This is a genomic window from Streptomyces sp. NPDC005070 (assembly GCF_053600395.1).
Genome location: NZ_JBSFZS010000012.1, coordinates 83712 through 98384, shown reverse-complemented (window position 1 = coordinate 98384; position 14673 = coordinate 83712). Strand labels below are relative to the sequence as shown.

Here is a 14673-nt window from a genome sequence, read left to right as displayed (position 1 = left end):
GATAATATGTTTTGGTTTTTTTTGTGTGTTTTTTTGAGGTGTAAATTCGCCTGGCGGTGGGGGGGCGGCGGCCCCCCGGGCGGGGGGGGGCCCGGTCATCCGGGCCCCGCGCGGGGTGTCAGGACTCGATGTCCCCGAAGTGGTCCCAGCCGCCCTTGCTCGTCCAGGGAGCGCCGTCCACGGTCACCCGGGGCAGCGCCGACGGGTTGAGGACCTCGCCGATCACCTTCCAGCGCGCGGGCAGCTTCACGTCCGGCGGGAAGGTGGCGACGATCGCGTGGTCCTCGCCGCCGGTGAGCACCCACTGGATGGGGTCGACCCCGACAGCCTGGCCGATGTCGTTCATCTGCGAGGGGATGTCGATGTCCCCGGAGCGGATGTCGATGCGTACCTTGCTCGCCTCGGCGATGTGCCCGAGGTCGGCGATCAGTCCGTCGCTGACGTCCGTCATCGACGTCGCGCCGAGCCCGGCGGCGGCCGGACCCGCGTGGTAGGGCGGTTCGGGCCGGCGGTGGGCCTCGACGAACGCGCGCGGCGACCGGAAGCCCCGGGAGAGCACCGCGAACCCGGCCGCGGACCAGCCCAGCCAGCCCGTCACGGCGACGACGTCGCCGGGCTGCGCGCCGGCCCGGGTGACCGGCTCGTGGTTGCGCAGATCGCCGAGCGCGGTGATCGCGACGGTGATGGTCTCGCCCCGTACGACATCCCCGCCGACCACGGCCGCGCCCGCGACCTGGCACTCGTCGCGCAGCCCGTCCATCAGCTCCGAGGGCCAGGTGGCCGGGAGTTCGGCGGGCACGACCAGACCGAGCAGCAGCGCGGTCGGTACGGCGCCCATCGCGGCGATGTCCGCGAGGTTCTGCGCGGCGGCCTTGCGGCCGACGTCGTACGCCGTGGACCAGTCGCGGCGGAAGTGACGCCCTTCGAGGAGGATGTCGGTGCTCGCCACGACCCTGCGGTCCGGCGCTGCCACCACCGCGGCGTCGTCGCCGGGGCCGACCCGGACCGCCGGGGTGGTGGTGAGGCGCGAGGTGAGCTCTCGGATGAGCCCGAACTCCCCCAACTCGCCCACGGTGCCCTTCATGATCGTCGTGCTCCCTCTGTCGCTGCTCGTGCCCGGTCGCGAGCCGTCTGAGTACTCGGTACGGTCGAGTTGACCGTCAACTTGCGCAGTCCCTCCACCCCGGCGCGCGAGCCCCAGTCACCGCGGGTCTCCCCGCGGCGAGCGGCAACGCGATACCGTGGCGTTCCTTTTCCCCACATGATCCTCGTGGCCGCCCTGGAGGTTCCGTGGTACAGGCGTACATCCTGATCCAGACGGAGGTCGGCAAAGCGTCGACCGTCGCCGAGACGATCAACAAGATCCCGGGGGTGATCACGGCCGAGGACGTGACAGGACCGTACGACGTGATCGTGCGCGCCCAGGCCGACACCGTGGACGAACTCGGTCGCATGGTGGTGGCCAGGGTCCAGCAGGTGGACGGCATCACCCGCACCCTGACCTGTCCGGTCGTGCACCTGTAGCCCCCGTCTACCCTTGGCCGGTGAACTTCTTCCGTCACCGGCACTCCGCTTCCCTCGGGCTGCCCGCTCTCGCGACGCTGATCGCGATCGCGGGCTGCTCCTCAGCAGACGACAGCGCGTCCGTCGCGGTTCCGAACCCGGGCACGAAGGTCACCGAGCTGTGCCGGAACCTGGACAAGGCGCTGCCGCGGACCGTGGACGGCAGGCGCCGTGAGGACCCGGAGCCCCGGTCCGCGCTGACCGCGGGCTGGGGAAGCCCGGCGATCATACTGCGCTGCGGTGTCCAGCGGCCTGTGAAGATGACGGACCCGAAGGTGGCGAACGGCGACGACCCGAAGGCGGTCGCCGGCGGTGTGAACGGCGTCGACTGGCTGATGGAGCGGCAGGACGACGGGACGACCCGCCTGACCACCGCTTCGCGTCTGGCGTACGTCCAGGTCACCGTGCCCGAGGGCACCGATGCCACCGGCGCGCTCGTCGACCTGGCCGCCTCCGTCAAGAAGGCGATCCCCGAGGGGATCGCCGACTGACGTACCGGTCCCGCGGGCTGCTCAGCGCAGTCCGGTGGACCGCCGCAGCGCCGCCTGGATCAGACGGTCGACGAGCTCCGCGTAGCCCACGCCCGTCTCCCGCCACATCCGCGGGTACATGGAGATCGGCGTGAAGCCGGGCATCGTGTTGATCTCGTTGATGACGAACTCGCCGTCCTCGGTGAGGAAGAAGTCCGCGCGGACCAGGCCCTCGCAGGAGGCCGCGTCGAAGGCCTCCACGGCCAGCCGGCGGACCTCGGCGGTCTGCTCCTCGGTGAGCGGCGCCGGCACGATGCCATCGGCGGCGTCGATGTACTTGGCCTCGAAGTCGTAGAACGCATGCGACTGCACGGGCGGGATCTCCGCGGGGACCGAGGCGCGCGGCCCGTCCTCGAACTCCAGGACACCACACTCGATCTCGCGGCCGCGCAGCAGCGCCTCCACGATGATCTTCGGGTCGTGCCGCTGGGCCTCCGCGATGGCCTCGTCGAGGCCCGAGAGGTCGTCGACCTTCGTGATGCCGAACGACGAACCCGCGCGCGCGGGCTTCACGAAGAGCGGCCAGCCGTGCTCACCCGCGAAGTCGATGATCTTCTTGCGGGCGGCGGACTCGTCCTGCTGCCACTCGCGCGGCCGGATCACCACGTACGGGCCCACCTTCAGGCCGAACGAGGTGAACACCCGCTTCATGTAGTCCTTGTCCTGGCCGACGGCCGAGGCGAGGACGCCCGAGCCGACGTAGGGGACGCCGGACAGCTCCAGGAGGCCCTGGAGGGTGCCGTCCTCGCCGTACGGGCCGTGCAGCATGGGGAAGACGACGTCGACCTCACCGAGCGCCTTGGGGACCGACCCGGGCTCGTTGTAGACGACTTCACGGTTGGCGGGGTCGACGGGGAGCACCACGCCGCCCTCACCGGACTCGGCGAGCTGCTCGACGCTGGGCTGCTTGCGGTCGACGATCGCCATGCGTTCCGGCTCGTCCGCGGTGAGCGCCCAACGGCCGTCCTGGGTGATGCCGATCGGCAGTACGTCGTACTTCGTACGGTCGATGGCGCTCAGGACGGCGCCGGCCGTGACCACGGAGATCCCGTGTTCGGAGCTGCGGCCGCCGAAGACGACGGCCACGCGCGGCTTGCGCGGCGCCTGCTCAGGGCTCTGGGGGAGGTTCTCGGTGCTCATATCGCGTTGAGAGTACCCGGTGGTACAACGGTGAGTCAGCGCCCCACGGCGGCTGTTGCTCAGCGTCGTACCCACCGTTGCGGAGCGTCGCCCACCTGGCGGTTCGGCGGGGACGGCTCAGCGGCGTTCGGACTTCGCGCTGCGCCCCATCAGCTCCTTGAGGGCGACCACCGGCGGCTTGCCCTCGTGGACGATGCTGACGACCGTCTCCGTGATCGGCATGTCGACGCCGTGCCGGCGCGCCAGATCCAGCACCGACTCGCAGGACTTGACTCCCTCGGCGGTCTGCCGGGTGACCGCGATGGTCTCCTGGAGGGTCATGCCCCGGCCGAGATTGATGCCGAAGGTGTGGTTGCGGGACAGCGGCGAGGAGCAGGTCGCGGCGAGGTCGCCGAGGCCCGCGAGGCCGGAGAACGTCATCGGGTCCGCGCCCATGACGAGTCCGAGCCGGGTGGTCTCGGCCAGGCCGCGGGTGATCAGCGAGCCCTTGGCGTTGTCGCCCAGGCCCATGCCGTCCGCGATGCCGACGGCGAGGCCGATCACGTTCTTGACGGCTCCGCCGAGTTCACAGCCCACCACGTCGGTGTTCGTGTACGGGCGGAAGTACGGCGTGTGGGAGGCGGTCTGGATGCGCCGGGCCACCGCCTCGTCGCGGCAGGCGACAACCGCCGCCGCGGGCATCCGCTGGGCGATCTCCTTGGCGAGGTTGGGTCCGGTGACCACGGCCACGCGGTCCGCGGAGACCTTGGCGACCTCCTCGATGACCTCGCTCATCCGCTTCACGGTGCCGAGTTCGACGCCCTTCATGAGCGAGACGAGCACGGTGTCGGGGGCGAGCAGCGGCACCCATTCCGCGAGGTTGCCGCGCAGTGTCTGGGACGGGACGGCGAGGACGGTGAACTCGGCGCCGCGGGCGGCCTCGGCCGGGTCGGCGGTGGCCCGCAGGTTCTCCGGGAGTTCGATCCCCGGGAGGTAGTCCGGGTTCATCCGCGTGGAGTTGACCGCGTCGGCGAGTTCGGGACGGCGTGCCCACAGGGTGACGTCGCACCCCGCGTCGGCGAGCACCATGCCGAAGGCCGTACCCCACGATCCGGTTCCGAAGACGGCCGCCCTGACCGGCTTGCTCACGTGCCCTGCCCTTCTTCCTGCTGTGCCTTCGACTTGGTCACGGCCTTGCGGCGCTGCGCGATGCGCACCTCGCGCGGGTCGTACACGTTCTCGGGCGCCTTCTCGCCGCGGATCAGCTCGAGCTGCGCGGTGATGGCCGCCATGATGACCTCGGTGACCTCCTTGAGGAGGTCCGGGTTCATCTCCCGGTCGTAGTAGCGCGAGAGGTCCACCGGCGGGCCCGCGAGCACGTGGTGGGTCTTGCGCGGGAGGATGTCGGGCTTCTTGGCGTACGGGGGCAGCAGTTCGTTGACGCCCCACTGGGCGACCGGGATGACCGGGCACCTGGTCTGCAGGGCGACGCGCGCGGCACCGGTCTTGCCGGTCATCGGCCAGCCGTCGGGGTCACGGGTGAGCGTGCCCTCGGGGTAGAACGCGACGCACTCACCGCGTTCCACGGCGTCGATCGCGGCCCGGAAGGCGCTCAGGGCGTCGGTGCTCTCGCGGTAGACGGGAATCTGTCCGGTGCCGCGCATCGCGGCGCCGACGAATCCCTTCTTGAAAAGCCCGGCCTTCGCCAGGAAGCGCGGAACACGCCCGGTGTTGTACTGGTAGTGCGCATACGCGAACGGGTCCACGTGGGAATTGTGGTTCACCGCGGTGATAAATCCGCCCTCGGCCGGAATGTTCTCCATCCCGCGCCAGTCCCGCTTGATCAGAACCACGAGCGGCGGTTTGCAGAGAACCGCTGCGAAGCGGTACCAGAAGCCGATTCTGCGGCGGGGCACGCGGACACCTTCCTCTAGAGCCTGGGGGGCCGCACAAGTGTCGCTCCAGGCCGCCTGTCTGTCGAGAACACCGTACGCCCCGACACCCGGACCGCCAGGGTGACCAGGTCACAATAAGGCGTGACTGGAGAGGGTGGAGCGCTCGTGCGGTGGACCTTGGTCGTACCCCTCAAACCCCTGGCGCGCGCCAAGAGCAGGCTCGCGGACACCGCCTCCGACGTACTGCGCCCGGGCCTCGCCCTCGCGTTCGCGCAGGACACCGTGGCGGCGGCGCTGGCCTGCGCCGCCGTGCGGGGTGTGGCGGTCGTCACGGGCGACGTCGTGGCCGGCAGGGAGCTGGCCGCGCTCGGCGCGCGGATCATCGCGGACGAGCCGGGCGGGGGCCTCAACGCGGCGCTGGCGCACGGCGCGGGTGTCGTAAGGGCCCGGGATCCCGAAAGCGCCGTCGCGGCCCTGAACGCCGATCTGCCCGCTCTGCGGCCTTCGGAATTGGCCCGGGTACTGACCGCCGCGGGGGAATTCCCGCGCGCTTTTCTGGCCGATGCTGCTGCAATCGGCACCACACTCCTGGCCGCATCCCCCGGCCGGGAATTGCTCCCCGGTTTCGGCGGCGATTCCCGGGCCCGCCACCGCGCCTCGGGGGCCGCGGAACTCCGTCTCGACGCGGTGGATTCCGTACGCCGGGACGTGGACACCCGGGAGGATCTGCGGGCGGCGCTGACGCTCGGCGTGGGACCGCGCACGGCGGCCGCGGCGGCACGGCTGCTCATTCCCGGGCAGTAGGCGGACGCCGGCGGACGAGCCGTAGGCTGCCCCCATGCAGGCGACCTCGTACACGTACGACCCCGAGACCCGCAGCGGACAGGTGCTGCTCGACGACGGCACACCGGTGCCCTTCGCCGGTCCGGCGTTCGACGCCGGCGGGCTGCGGCTGCTGCGGCCGGGGCAGCGGGTGCGGATCGAGACCGAGGGCGAGGGCGCGGAGCTCCGGATCACCCTGATCACGCTGCAGACGTTCTGAACCCCCGTGCCGGCGGGCGTTCCCGGACACGCCGCGGGCCGGGCTCCCCTGGGGAGCCCGGCCCGGCGCGTGAGGTGCCCTGTACCCGTCTCTAGCGGGCGGTGGCCTTCTTGGCGGTGATCTTGCGAGCCGTCGACTTCTTGGCGGGGGCCTTCTTGGCCGTGGCCTTCTTCGCCGGAGCCTTCTTGGCGGCGGTCTTCTTGGCCGCGGTCGTCTTCGCCGTCGTCTTCTTGGCGGCGGCCGTCTTCGCCGTCGTCTTCTTCGCCGTGGTCTTCTTCGCGGCGGCCGTGGTCTTCTTCGCCGTGGTCTTCTTCGCCACGGCCCTGCTCGCCGCCGCCTTCTTGGCGGTGGTGGCCTTCTTGGCCGCGGCCTTCTTCACCGTCGCGGAAGCGCCGCCGGAGAGGCTGCCCTTCGGGGCCTTCTTGACCGCGACGTCATTCTTCGGGAGCTTCTTCGAGCCGCTCACCAGGTCCTTGAAGCCCTGGCCGGCACGGAACCGCGGCACGGAGGTCTTCTTGACCCGAACACGCTCACCCGTCTGAGGGTTGCGGGCGTAACGGGCGGGACGGTCGACCTTCTCGAAGGAACCGAAGCCCGTGACCGAGACCCGGTCTCCGCCGACAACCGCACGGACGATGGCGTCCAGTACCGCGTCGACCGCGTCGGCGGCCTGCTGACGCCCGCCGACCTTGTCGGCAATCGCTTCTACGAGCTGCGCCTTGTTCACGTCTTCCCCTTCGGAGACATTGCCCGAACGAATGCGTTCAAGCTTTTTCGCACGTTAGGCAGATATATACCGCAAATCAAACACGAAACGGGCTAATCACCCTTGTGCCGCAACGAACTCGGGCCGTAGCGCAGTTCGTCAGTGATCCCCTTCGAGGAATCGGCCCTCGTCGAGGTCGGTGGTGAACCGCTCCAGCCGCCTTGCCGCGTCGGCGAGATCGTGCTTGGCCGCGGCCGTAATGACCAGCAGCTTCCGGGTCAGCGCCATCCGTACGCCCTCCGGGACTTGCAGTGCGCGCACTCTTGTGTGCGCTTCCTTGAGTTGGTGCGCGACCGCCGTGTAGAGCTCGAGTTGGCCGTCACGTTCCATGCACAGATTGTGCCATCTGGGGCGAGTTGTCGCCTGCGCAGGGGGTAACTGCCGCCCCCCGGAGGCCTCCTGACCCCCTTGGCCGGAAGTCGCCCACGTACCCGACTACCCAGGCAACCCGCCTTGTAACTAAGGGAGTTGACCGGCCTCGTGGGGGCCTGCGGGGGCCCTCCGGGAGCGGAAATGGCTGTACCCCCAACCGTCCACGATTGGGGGTACAGAGGGGTGTTGCGTGGCTGAAATGAGTCGGGCCGGGCCGTGGCCCGGCCCGGGGGTCAGACCTGGAGCGTCTTCGGCTTGTGCGAGGGCCGCTTGGCCTCGTACGCCGCGATGTCGCCCTCGTTCTGGAGGGTGATGGAGATGTCGTCCAGCCCGTTCAGCAGCCGCCAGCGGGCGTTCTCGTCGAGCTCGAAGGCGGCGGTGACGCCCTCGGCGCGCACCTCGCGGGCCTCCAGGTCGACCGTGATCTCCGCCTGCGGGTCCCGCTCCGACAGTTCCTGGAGCGCCTCCACGATCTTCTGGTCCAGAACCACCGTGAGCAGGCCGTTCTTGAGCGAGTTACCGCGGAAGATGTCGGCGAACCGGGACGAGATCACGGTCTTGAAGCCGTAGTTCTGCAGCGCCCAGACGGCGTGCTCGCGGGAGGAGCCCGTACCGAAGTCGGGGCCCGCGACCAGAACCGTGGCGCCCTGGCGCTCGGGCTGGTTGAGGACGAAGGAGGCGTCCTTGCGCCAGGCCTCGAAGAGACCGTCCTCGAAGCCGTCCCTGGTCACCTTCTTGAGCCAGTGGGCGGGGATGATCTGGTCGGTGTCGACGTTGCCGCGGCGCAGCGGGACGGCCCGGCCGGTGTGCTTGGTGAATGCTTCCATGGCTCTCAGACTCCAGCGGGCACGGGGGCGTCGGACAGATCGGCCGGGGAGGCCAGGTGGCCGAGGACCGCCGAGGCCGCGGCGACCTGCGGCGAGACCAGGTGCGTCCGGCCGCCCTTGCCCTGCCTGCCCTCGAAGTTGCGGTTGGAGGTGGACGCGGAGCGCTCACCGGGGGCGAGCTGGTCGGGGTTCATGCCCAGACACATCGAGCAGCCCGCGTGCCGCCATTCGGCGCCGGCCTCCTTGAAGACCACGTCCAGACCCTCGGAGACGGCCTGGAGCCCGACCCGCGCGGAACCGGGGACGACCAGCATCCGTACGCCGTCGGCGACTTTACGGCCCCCGACGATCTCGGCGGCCGCGCGCAGGTCCTCGATACGCCCGTTGGTGCACGAACCTACGAAGACGGTGTCGACCTTGATGTCGCGCAGCGGCTGCCCGGCGGTCAACCCCATGTATTCCAGGGCCTTTTCGGCTGCCAGCCGCTCCGAAGCGTCTTCGTACGAAGCCGGGTCGGGGACGTTCGCCGAAAGCGGCGCTCCCTGGCCGGGGTTGGTGCCCCAGGTGACGAACGGCGACAGGGCGGCGGCGTCGATGACGACCTCCGTGTCGAATTCGGCGTCGTCGTCGGACTTCAGCGTCTTCCAGTACGCGACGGCGTCGTCCCAGTCCTCGCCCTCGGGAGCGTGGGCGCGACCCTTGAGGTAGTCGAAGGTCGTCTCGTCGGGGGCGATCATGCCCGCGCGGGCGCCGGCCTCGATCGACATGTTGCAGATGGTCATCCGGGCCTCCATCGAGAGCTTCTCGATGGCGGGGCCGCGGTATTCCAGGATGTAGCCCTGGCCGCCGCCCGTACCGATCTTGGCGATGATCGCCAGGATCAGGTCCTTCGCGGTGACGCCGTCGGGCAGATCGCCGTCGACGGTGATGGCCATGGTCTTGGGGCGGGCCAGCGGCAGCGTCTGGGTGGCCAGCACGTGCTCCACCTGAGAGGTGCCGATGCCGAACGCCAGGGCGCCGAAGGCACCGTGCGTGGAGGTGTGCGAGTCGCCGCAGACCACCGTGGTGCCCGGCTGGGTCAGACCGAGCTGCGGTCCCACCACGTGCACCACGCCCTGCTCGACGTCGCCCAGCGAGTGCAGCCGCACGCCGAACTCGGCGGCGTTCTTGCGCAGCGTCTCGAGCTGGACACGCGAGACGGGGTCCGCGATGGGCTTGTCGATGTCGAGGGTCGGGGTGTTGTGATCCTCGGTCGCGATGGTGAGGTCGAGGCGCCGCACCGGACGGCCCGCCTGACGCAGGCCGTCGAAGGCCTGCGGGCTGGTCACCTCGTGCAGCAGGTGCAGATCGATGAAGAGGAGGTCGGGCTCGCCCTCGGCGCGCCGGACGACGTGGTCGTCCCAGACCTTCTCCGCGAGTGTCCTACCCATCGCTTTCCCTCCGGCCGGCTTGTGTGGCGCCGGCCCAACTAGAGATTTCCGGGGCGGTGGACGTCCGCACCCCTCGTGCCGGACGTCGTCCGCCGGGCCCGTTGGTCCGCGGGCCGCTGTGTGTACAAGGGTGGCGCGTTCCACCGGAAATTGAACTTGCGTTTCACAGAGTGAGACGCGAGTATCGTTTCATGGACAACAGTAGCGGCGTCGGCGTTCTGGACAAGGCAGCCCTTGTCCTGAGCGCCCTGGAGTCCGGTCCGGCCACCCTCGCGGGCTTGGTCGCGGCGACCGGACTGGCACGACCCACGGCACATCGCCTCGCCGTGGCACTTGAACACCACCGCATGGTGGCGCGCGACATGCAGGGTCGCTTCATACTCGGCCCCCGGCTCGCGGAGCTGGCCGCGGCCGCAGGGGAGGACCGCCTCCTCGCGACGGCCGGCCCGGTGCTCACGCACCTGAGGGACCTCACGGGCGAGAGCGCGCAGCTCTACCGCCGCCAGGGCGACATGCGCATCTGCGTCGCCGCGGCCGAACGGCTGTCCGGTCTGCGGGACACGGTCCCGGTGGGCTCCACCCTCACCATGAAGGCCGGTTCCTCCGCCCAGATCCTGATGGCCTGGGAGGAGCCCGAGCGGCTGCACCGCGGTCTGCAGGGCGCCCGCTTCACCGCGACCGCGCTGTCTGGGGTTCGGCGCCGGGGCTGGGCCCAGTCGATCGGTGAGCGCGAGCCGGGCGTGGCGTCCGTCTCCGCGCCGGTCCGCGGCCCCTCTAACCGCGTCGTGGCCGCCGTCTCGGTCTCCGGGCCGATCGAGCGCCTGACCCGGCACCCGGGCCGCATGCACGCCCAGGCGGTCATCGACGCCGCCGGGCGTCTCTCCGAGGCACTGCGCCGCACCGGCTGACCTTCGCTCCGCTCCTGTGTGACGGGAGGGCCGGCCTCAACGCCGCGGCAGGCTCTCCCCAATGCACACCGTCCCGTACGCGGGGTGTACCGGCCCTCGGGTCCGGTGCACCCCGCGCCTCGTTTCCGGGGTGATCCAACGCACGGCGAGATGCCGCGAGTTGATCTCCGAAGGATTGATCTCCGAACGCCGAAAGGGCCCCCACCGAAGTGGAGACCCTTGCGGACCGTGTACCCCCGACCGGATTCGAACCGGCGCTACTGCCGTGAGAGGGCAGCGTGCTAGGCCGCTACACAACGGGGGCGTGAATCTCGCGTTTCCGCAGATCCGGAGCTGGGCTACCAGGACTCGAACCTAGAATGACGGTACCAGAAACCGTAGTGTTGCCAATTACACCATAGCCCATGGTGGTTTAGACCGTACCCCCGACCGGATTCGAACCGGCGCTACTGCCGTGAGAGGGCAGCGTGCTAGGCCGCTACACAACGGGGGCCCTAGCGATCCTGCATGAAGGGCAGCGGGTGCGACCCGAACTGCCTTCCTGGGAAGGATCTGTACCCCCGACCGGATTCGAACCGGCGCTACTGCCGTGAGAGGGCAGCGTGCTAGGCCGCTACACAACGGGGGCTTTGCGGATCTGGATCTCCGCGGTGCAGATGAGCTCTGCGAGCTGGCCTACCAGGACTCGAACCTAGAATGACGGTACCAGAAACCGTAGTGTTGCCAATTACACCATAGGCCACAGAAACGCAATCCCGTACGAAGATCTTGTTTCGGCTGACGTCTCCGGGCTCCGGCCTTTCGGCCCGCTCCCGGCGGCGCAGAAAGAACATTACCCGAAGGTGGACCCCGCTCCAAAACGGGTATCCGCGCCAAGGATCGCGGGCAACTCGGCGAGCGATCCGATGCGGTGCGGACCCCTTCGTCCGGCGGCGCCGGCGGCATGGGCTCCGTCCCGGTCGATCCATACCGAGAGCAGACCGGCGTCGGCGGCGCCGCGTCCGTCGATCTCCGGATGGTCCCCGACGTAGGCGACGCGGTGGGGCGGCAGCCCGAGGGCGTCGCAGGCCGCGTGGAAGGCGGCCGCGGCGGGTTTGGAGACGCCGAGCTCGGCGGCGCACAGGATGGCCTCGAAGCGGTCGTGCACACCGAGGACGCGCAGCTTGCGGTCCTGCACGAGGAGGCTGGAGTTGGACAGCACCGCGTGCCGGTGGCCGGCGGCGAGCGCGTCGAGGGCGGGCAGGACGTCCGGGAACAGCGCCCAGGCGCCCTCGTAGTGCGTGACGTACCGGTCGAACCACGCGTCGGCCTCGGTGTCGCCGAGCGATTCCCCCAGGAACACCCGGACGCGGTCCCGCCGCTGGCCCTGCCAGTCCGTCTCCCCGGCCGCGTACCTCGCCCACTGGGCGTCGGTGATCTCCCGCCAGCGCGTGAGGGCCTGCTCGACGGTCGTACCGCCGTCGAGCAGGCCCTCGGCCGCGAGATGGTCCCGCATGCCCGCCCTGTCGGCGCTCGTGTAGTCGAAGAGCGTGTCGTCGATGTCCCAGACCACGGCGTCGATGCTCATGCGCCGACGGTATCGCCGGGGCGGGCGGCTGTCCCTCGGGCGGCGATGATCACCCGAAAGTGGGAGGACGGAACGCCCGCCGTGACGACCGCCACTCGGCGCCGCCCCACCGGACCCTCGCGGCCGACACCGGTCCATGTGACGACGACCACGTGACGCCGGTCCGCGTGACGACCGCCACTTGGCGACGACCCGCGCGACAACCGCCACCCGACGCCGGTCCGTGTGGCGACCGCTACCCGCGTGACGACCGCCACTTGGCGACCGCACTCGACGCCGGCCCGCGTGACGACCGCGCCCGGCGCCGGTCCCGGTGACCCTCACCACCCGCGCCGGTCCGCGCATGCGTGAGGGGCGGTGTCCGGTCCGGACACCGCCCCTCACGTGTGCTGCCTTACGCGGCCAGCTTCGCCAGCGCCGCGTCGACGCGTGCCAGCGTCCTCTCCTTGCCCAGGATCTCCAGGGACTCGAAGAGCGGCAGGCCGACCGTGCGGCCGGTGACGGCGACGCGGACCGGGGCCTGGGCCTTGCCGAGCTTCAGGCCGTGCTCCTCACCGGCGGCCAGGACGGCCTCCTTGAGGGACTCCGGGGAGGTCCAGTCGGCCGCCTCCAGCCTCTCGCGGGCCGTGCGGAGCAGCGCGTCGCTGCCCTCCTTCATGGCCTTCGCCCAGGACGCCTCGTCGACGGCCGGCTCCGGCAGGAACAGGAAGTCGACGTTGTCCGTGATCTCGGAGAGCACCTTCATCCGCGACTGGGCGTGCGGGGCGATCGCCTGCCACTTCGCCTCGTCGAAGTCCTCCGGCGCCCAGGGCGCGAAGGGGGCGCGCAGCCACGGGGCGCAGCGCTCGGTGAAGTCCTTCACGTCGAGCATGCGGATGTGGTCGGCGTTGATCGCCTCGCACTTCTTCAGGTCGAAGCGGGCCGGGTTCGGGTTCACGTCCGTGACGTCGAACGCGGCGACCATCTCGTCGATCGAGAAGATGTCGCGGTCGGCGGCGAGCGACCAGCCGAGCAGGGAGAGGTAGTTCAGCAGGCCCTCGGGGAGGAAGCCGCGCTCCCGGTAGAGGTTGAGCGAGGACTCCGGGTCGCGCTTGGAGAGCTTCTTGTTGCCCTCGCCCATCACGTACGGGAGGTGGCCGAAGGCCGGGGTCTCCTTGGCGATGCCCAGCTCGGTCAGCGCCTTGTAGAGGGCGACCTGCCGGGGGGTGGAGGAGAGCAGGTCCTCGCCGCGCAGGACGTGGGTGATCTCCATCAGGGCGTCGTCGACGGGGTTGACGAGCGTGTACAGCGGGGCGCCGTTGGCACGGACGATGCCGTAGTCCGGGACGTTCTCCGGGAGGTACGTGATCTCGCCGCGGACCAGGTCGTCGAAGGTGATCGCCTCGTCGGGCATCCGGAAGCGCACGATGGGCTTGCGGCCCTCGGCCTCGTAGGCGGCCTTCTGCTCGGCGGACAGGTCGCGGCAGTGACCGTCGTAGCCGGAGGGCTTGCCGGCGGCGCGGGCGGCGTCGCGGCGGGTGTCCAGCTCCTCGGTCGAGCAGTAGCAGCGGTACGCGTGGCCCGCCTCCAGGAGCTTGGCGGCGACATCCGCGTAGATGTCCATGCGCTGAGACTGGCGGTACGGCGCGTGCGGGCCGCCGATCTCGGGGCCCTCGTCCCAGTCGAAGCCCAGCCAGCGCATCGAGTCGAGGAGCTGGTCGTACGACTCCTCGGAGTCGCGGGCCGCGTCGGTGTCCTCGATGCGGAAGACCAGGGTGCCTTCGTTGTGCCGGGCGAACGCCCAGTTGAACAGGGCGGTGCGGACCAGCCCGACGTGGGGGTTGCCGGTCGGGGAGGGACAGAAACGTACACGGACGTTAGCCACGCTTGATCACCTTGTTGGTGAGAGTGCCGATGCCTTCGATGGTGACGGCGACCTCGTCGCCGACGTTCAGGGGGCCGACCCCAGCCGGGGTTCCGGTGAGGATCACGTCGCCGGGGAGCAGCGTCATGGCCTCGGTGATGTTGACGACGAGGTCCTCGATGGAGTGGATCATCTCGCTGGTGCGGCCGAGCTGGCGCTGCTGCCCGTTGACCGTGCACTGGATGGTCAGGTCGGCGGGGTCGAGGTCCGTCTCCACCCAGGGGCCGAGCGGGCAGGAGCTGTCGAAGCCCTTGGCGCGGGCCCACTGCTTCTCGCGCTTCTGCACATCGCGGGCCGTGACGTCGTTGGCGCAGGTGTAGCCGAGGATGACGTCCTTCACGCGCTCGCGCGGGACCTCACGGCACATGCGGCCGATGACGACGGCGAGCTCCGCCTCGTGGTGCAGTTCGCTGGAGAAGGAGGGGTACTGGATCGGGTCGCCGGGGCCGACCACCGAGGTCGACGGCTTGAAGAAGGCGAACGGGGCGTCGGGCACCTCGTTGCCGAGCTCCTTGGCGTGCTCCGCGTAGTTGCGGCCGAAGGCCACGACCTTGTTCGGGAGCACCGGCGGCAGCAGCCGGACCTTGTTCAGCGGGACCTTCGTACCGGAGAGCTCGAAGTCCGCGAACGGGATGCCCTTGATGATGTCGAGGACGAGCTCGTCCGGCCTGTCGCCCTCGACCGCGCCGAAAGCGACGTTGCCGTCGATGGAGAATCTGGCGATGCGCACGGGATCCTTGCGCCCCTCACT

At 70.0% G+C, this 14673-nt stretch carries 16 protein-coding genes and 5 tRNA genes; 5 read left to right on the top strand and 16 right to left on the bottom strand.

Annotation, left to right across the window (positions count from 1 at the left end; all coding sequences use genetic code 11):
• Nucleotides 1-118: 118 nt before the first annotated feature.
• Nucleotides 119-1084, bottom strand: coding sequence for a thiamine-phosphate kinase (locus ACWEBX_RS06815; protein ID WP_382790889.1), 966 nt, complete (start codon nucleotides 1082-1084; stop codon nucleotides 119-121).
• A gap of 206 nt (nucleotides 1085-1290) precedes the next feature.
• On the opposite strand from ACWEBX_RS06815, the gene ACWEBX_RS06810 reads away from it, so the two are divergent.
• Together ACWEBX_RS06810 and ACWEBX_RS06805 are read left to right on the top strand one after the other, a co-directional pair.
• Entirely contained in the window at nucleotides 1291-1524 is a 234-nt protein-coding gene (locus ACWEBX_RS06810; protein WP_451883831.1) for an Lrp/AsnC family transcriptional regulator, read from the top strand.
• A gap of 20 nt (nucleotides 1525-1544) precedes the next feature.
• Entirely contained in the window at nucleotides 1545-2054 is a 510-nt protein-coding gene (locus tag ACWEBX_RS06805; protein WP_451883830.1) for a DUF3515 domain-containing protein, read from the top strand.
• A gap of 21 nt (nucleotides 2055-2075) precedes the next feature.
• Here the strand turns inward: ACWEBX_RS06805 and ACWEBX_RS06800 are convergent, their stop codons facing one another.
• The 3 genes from ACWEBX_RS06800 to ACWEBX_RS06790 form a co-directional block, all read right to left on the bottom strand.
• Nucleotides 2076-3233 (bottom strand): D-alanine--D-alanine ligase family protein, encoded by a 1158-nt coding sequence (locus ACWEBX_RS06800; RefSeq protein ID WP_451883829.1) that lies wholly within the window; start codon nucleotides 3231-3233, stop codon nucleotides 2076-2078.
• Nucleotides 3234-3350: 117 nt separating this feature from the next.
• Nucleotides 3351-4361: an NAD(P)H-dependent glycerol-3-phosphate dehydrogenase gene (locus ACWEBX_RS06795; protein WP_451883828.1), complete on the bottom strand. Its 1011-nt coding sequence runs from the start codon at nucleotides 4359-4361 to the stop codon at nucleotides 3351-3353.
• Nucleotides 4358-5128, bottom strand: a complete 771-nt coding sequence (locus tag ACWEBX_RS06790; protein ID WP_451883827.1) for a lysophospholipid acyltransferase family protein — start codon at nucleotides 5126-5128, stop codon at nucleotides 4358-4360. Before ACWEBX_RS06790 ends, ACWEBX_RS06795 begins: the two co-directional genes overlap by 4 nt.
• Before the next feature lie 144 nt (nucleotides 5129-5272).
• Here ACWEBX_RS06790 and cofC point away from each other — a divergent pair, with 144 nt between their 5' ends.
• Entirely contained in the window at nucleotides 5273-5911 is a 639-nt protein-coding gene (gene cofC / locus ACWEBX_RS06785) for a 2-phospho-L-lactate guanylyltransferase (protein ID WP_451883826.1), read from the top strand.
• Nucleotides 5912-5945: 34 nt separating this feature from the next.
• Entirely contained in the window at nucleotides 5946-6149 is a 204-nt protein-coding gene (locus tag ACWEBX_RS06780; protein WP_451883825.1) for a hypothetical protein, read from the top strand.
• Between the two features lie 91 nt (nucleotides 6150-6240).
• Here the strand turns inward: ACWEBX_RS06780 and ACWEBX_RS06775 are convergent, their stop codons facing one another.
• The 4 genes from ACWEBX_RS06775 to leuC form a co-directional block, all read right to left on the bottom strand.
• Nucleotides 6241-6876 (bottom strand): HU family DNA-binding protein, encoded by a 636-nt coding sequence (locus ACWEBX_RS06775; RefSeq protein WP_451883824.1) that lies wholly within the window; start codon nucleotides 6874-6876, stop codon nucleotides 6241-6243.
• Between the two features lie 138 nt (nucleotides 6877-7014).
• Nucleotides 7015-7245 carry an SCO5555 family protein gene (locus tag ACWEBX_RS06770; RefSeq protein WP_451883823.1) on the bottom strand — a complete coding sequence of 77 codons (231 nt, stop codon included), beginning with the start codon at nucleotides 7243-7245 and terminating at the stop codon, nucleotides 7015-7017.
• Between the two features lie 275 nt (nucleotides 7246-7520).
• Nucleotides 7521-8114: a 3-isopropylmalate dehydratase small subunit gene (gene leuD / locus ACWEBX_RS06765; protein ID WP_451883822.1), complete on the bottom strand. Its 594-nt coding sequence runs from the start codon at nucleotides 8112-8114 to the stop codon at nucleotides 7521-7523.
• A 5-nt stretch (nucleotides 8115-8119) separates the two neighbouring features.
• Nucleotides 8120-9544 carry a 3-isopropylmalate dehydratase large subunit gene (gene leuC, locus ACWEBX_RS06760; RefSeq protein ID WP_451883821.1) on the bottom strand — a complete coding sequence of 475 codons (1425 nt, stop codon included), beginning with the start codon at nucleotides 9542-9544 and terminating at the stop codon, nucleotides 8120-8122.
• A 191-nt stretch (nucleotides 9545-9735) separates the two neighbouring features.
• On the opposite strand from leuC, the gene ndgR reads away from it, so the two are divergent.
• A complete protein-coding gene (gene ndgR, locus ACWEBX_RS06755) occupies nucleotides 9736-10452 on the top strand; it encodes an IclR family transcriptional regulator NdgR (RefSeq protein ID WP_006383662.1) in 717 nt (238 codons plus the stop codon).
• 231 nt (nucleotides 10453-10683) lie between these two features.
• On the opposite strand, the gene ACWEBX_RS06750 is transcribed toward ndgR, so the two are convergent.
• The 8 genes from ACWEBX_RS06750 to ACWEBX_RS06715 all read right to left on the bottom strand — a co-directional run bounded on the left by ACWEBX_RS06750 (nucleotide 10684) and on the right by ACWEBX_RS06715 (nucleotide 14652).
• A tRNA-Glu gene (locus ACWEBX_RS06750) sits at nucleotides 10684-10756 on the bottom strand.
• Nucleotides 10757-10785: 29 nt separating this feature from the next.
• A tRNA-Gln gene (locus ACWEBX_RS06745) sits at nucleotides 10786-10857 on the bottom strand.
• 15 nt (nucleotides 10858-10872) lie between these two features.
• Nucleotides 10873-10945, bottom strand: a tRNA-Glu gene (locus ACWEBX_RS06740).
• 62 nt (nucleotides 10946-11007) lie between these two features.
• A tRNA-Glu gene (locus ACWEBX_RS06735) sits at nucleotides 11008-11080 on the bottom strand.
• A 42-nt stretch (nucleotides 11081-11122) separates the two neighbouring features.
• Nucleotides 11123-11194: transfer RNA gene (locus tag ACWEBX_RS06730), tRNA-Gln, on the bottom strand.
• Nucleotides 11195-11284: 90 nt separating this feature from the next.
• On the bottom strand, nucleotides 11285-12019 hold the full coding sequence (locus tag ACWEBX_RS06725; RefSeq protein WP_451883820.1) for an HAD family hydrolase: 735 nt from the start codon (nucleotides 12017-12019) through the stop codon (nucleotides 11285-11287).
• A gap of 394 nt (nucleotides 12020-12413) precedes the next feature.
• Complete coding sequence (gene gltX / locus ACWEBX_RS06720; protein ID WP_451883819.1) at nucleotides 12414-13883, bottom strand: glutamate--tRNA ligase; 1470 nt, start codon at nucleotides 13881-13883, stop codon at nucleotides 12414-12416.
• Nucleotides 13876-14652, bottom strand: coding sequence for a fumarylacetoacetate hydrolase family protein (locus ACWEBX_RS06715; protein WP_451883818.1), 777 nt, complete (start codon nucleotides 14650-14652; stop codon nucleotides 13876-13878). The genes gltX and ACWEBX_RS06715 overlap by 8 nt, the downstream gene beginning before the upstream one ends.
• Nucleotides 14653-14673 lie beyond the last annotated feature (21 nt).

Bases quoted from the DNA above. Each gene is read 5' to 3' on its own strand.
- ACWEBX_RS06800 (WP_451883829.1), bottom strand. From the start codon at position 3,233: ATGAGCACCGAGAACCTCCCCCAGAGCCCTGAGCAGGCGCCGCGCAAG.
- leuD (WP_451883822.1), bottom strand. From the start codon at position 8,114: ATGGAAGCATTCACCAAGCACACCGGCCGGGCCGTCCCGCTGCGCCGC.
- ACWEBX_RS06725 (WP_451883820.1), bottom strand. From the start codon at position 12,019: ATGAGCATCGACGCCGTGGTCTGGGACATCGACGACACGCTCTTCGAC.
- ACWEBX_RS06770 (WP_451883823.1), bottom strand. From the start codon at position 7,245: ATGGAACGTGACGGCCAACTCGAGCTCTACACGGCGGTCGCGCACCAA.
- ACWEBX_RS06815 (WP_382790889.1), bottom strand. From the start codon at position 1,084: ATGAAGGGCACCGTGGGCGAGTTGGGGGAGTTCGGGCTCATCCGAGAG.
- ndgR (WP_006383662.1), top strand. From the start codon at position 9,736: ATGGACAACAGTAGCGGCGTCGGCGTTCTGGACAAGGCAGCCCTTGTC.
- ACWEBX_RS06780 (WP_451883825.1), top strand. From the start codon at position 5,946: ATGCAGGCGACCTCGTACACGTACGACCCCGAGACCCGCAGCGGACAG.
- leuC (WP_451883821.1), bottom strand. From the start codon at position 9,544: ATGGGTAGGACACTCGCGGAGAAGGTCTGGGACGACCACGTCGTCCGG.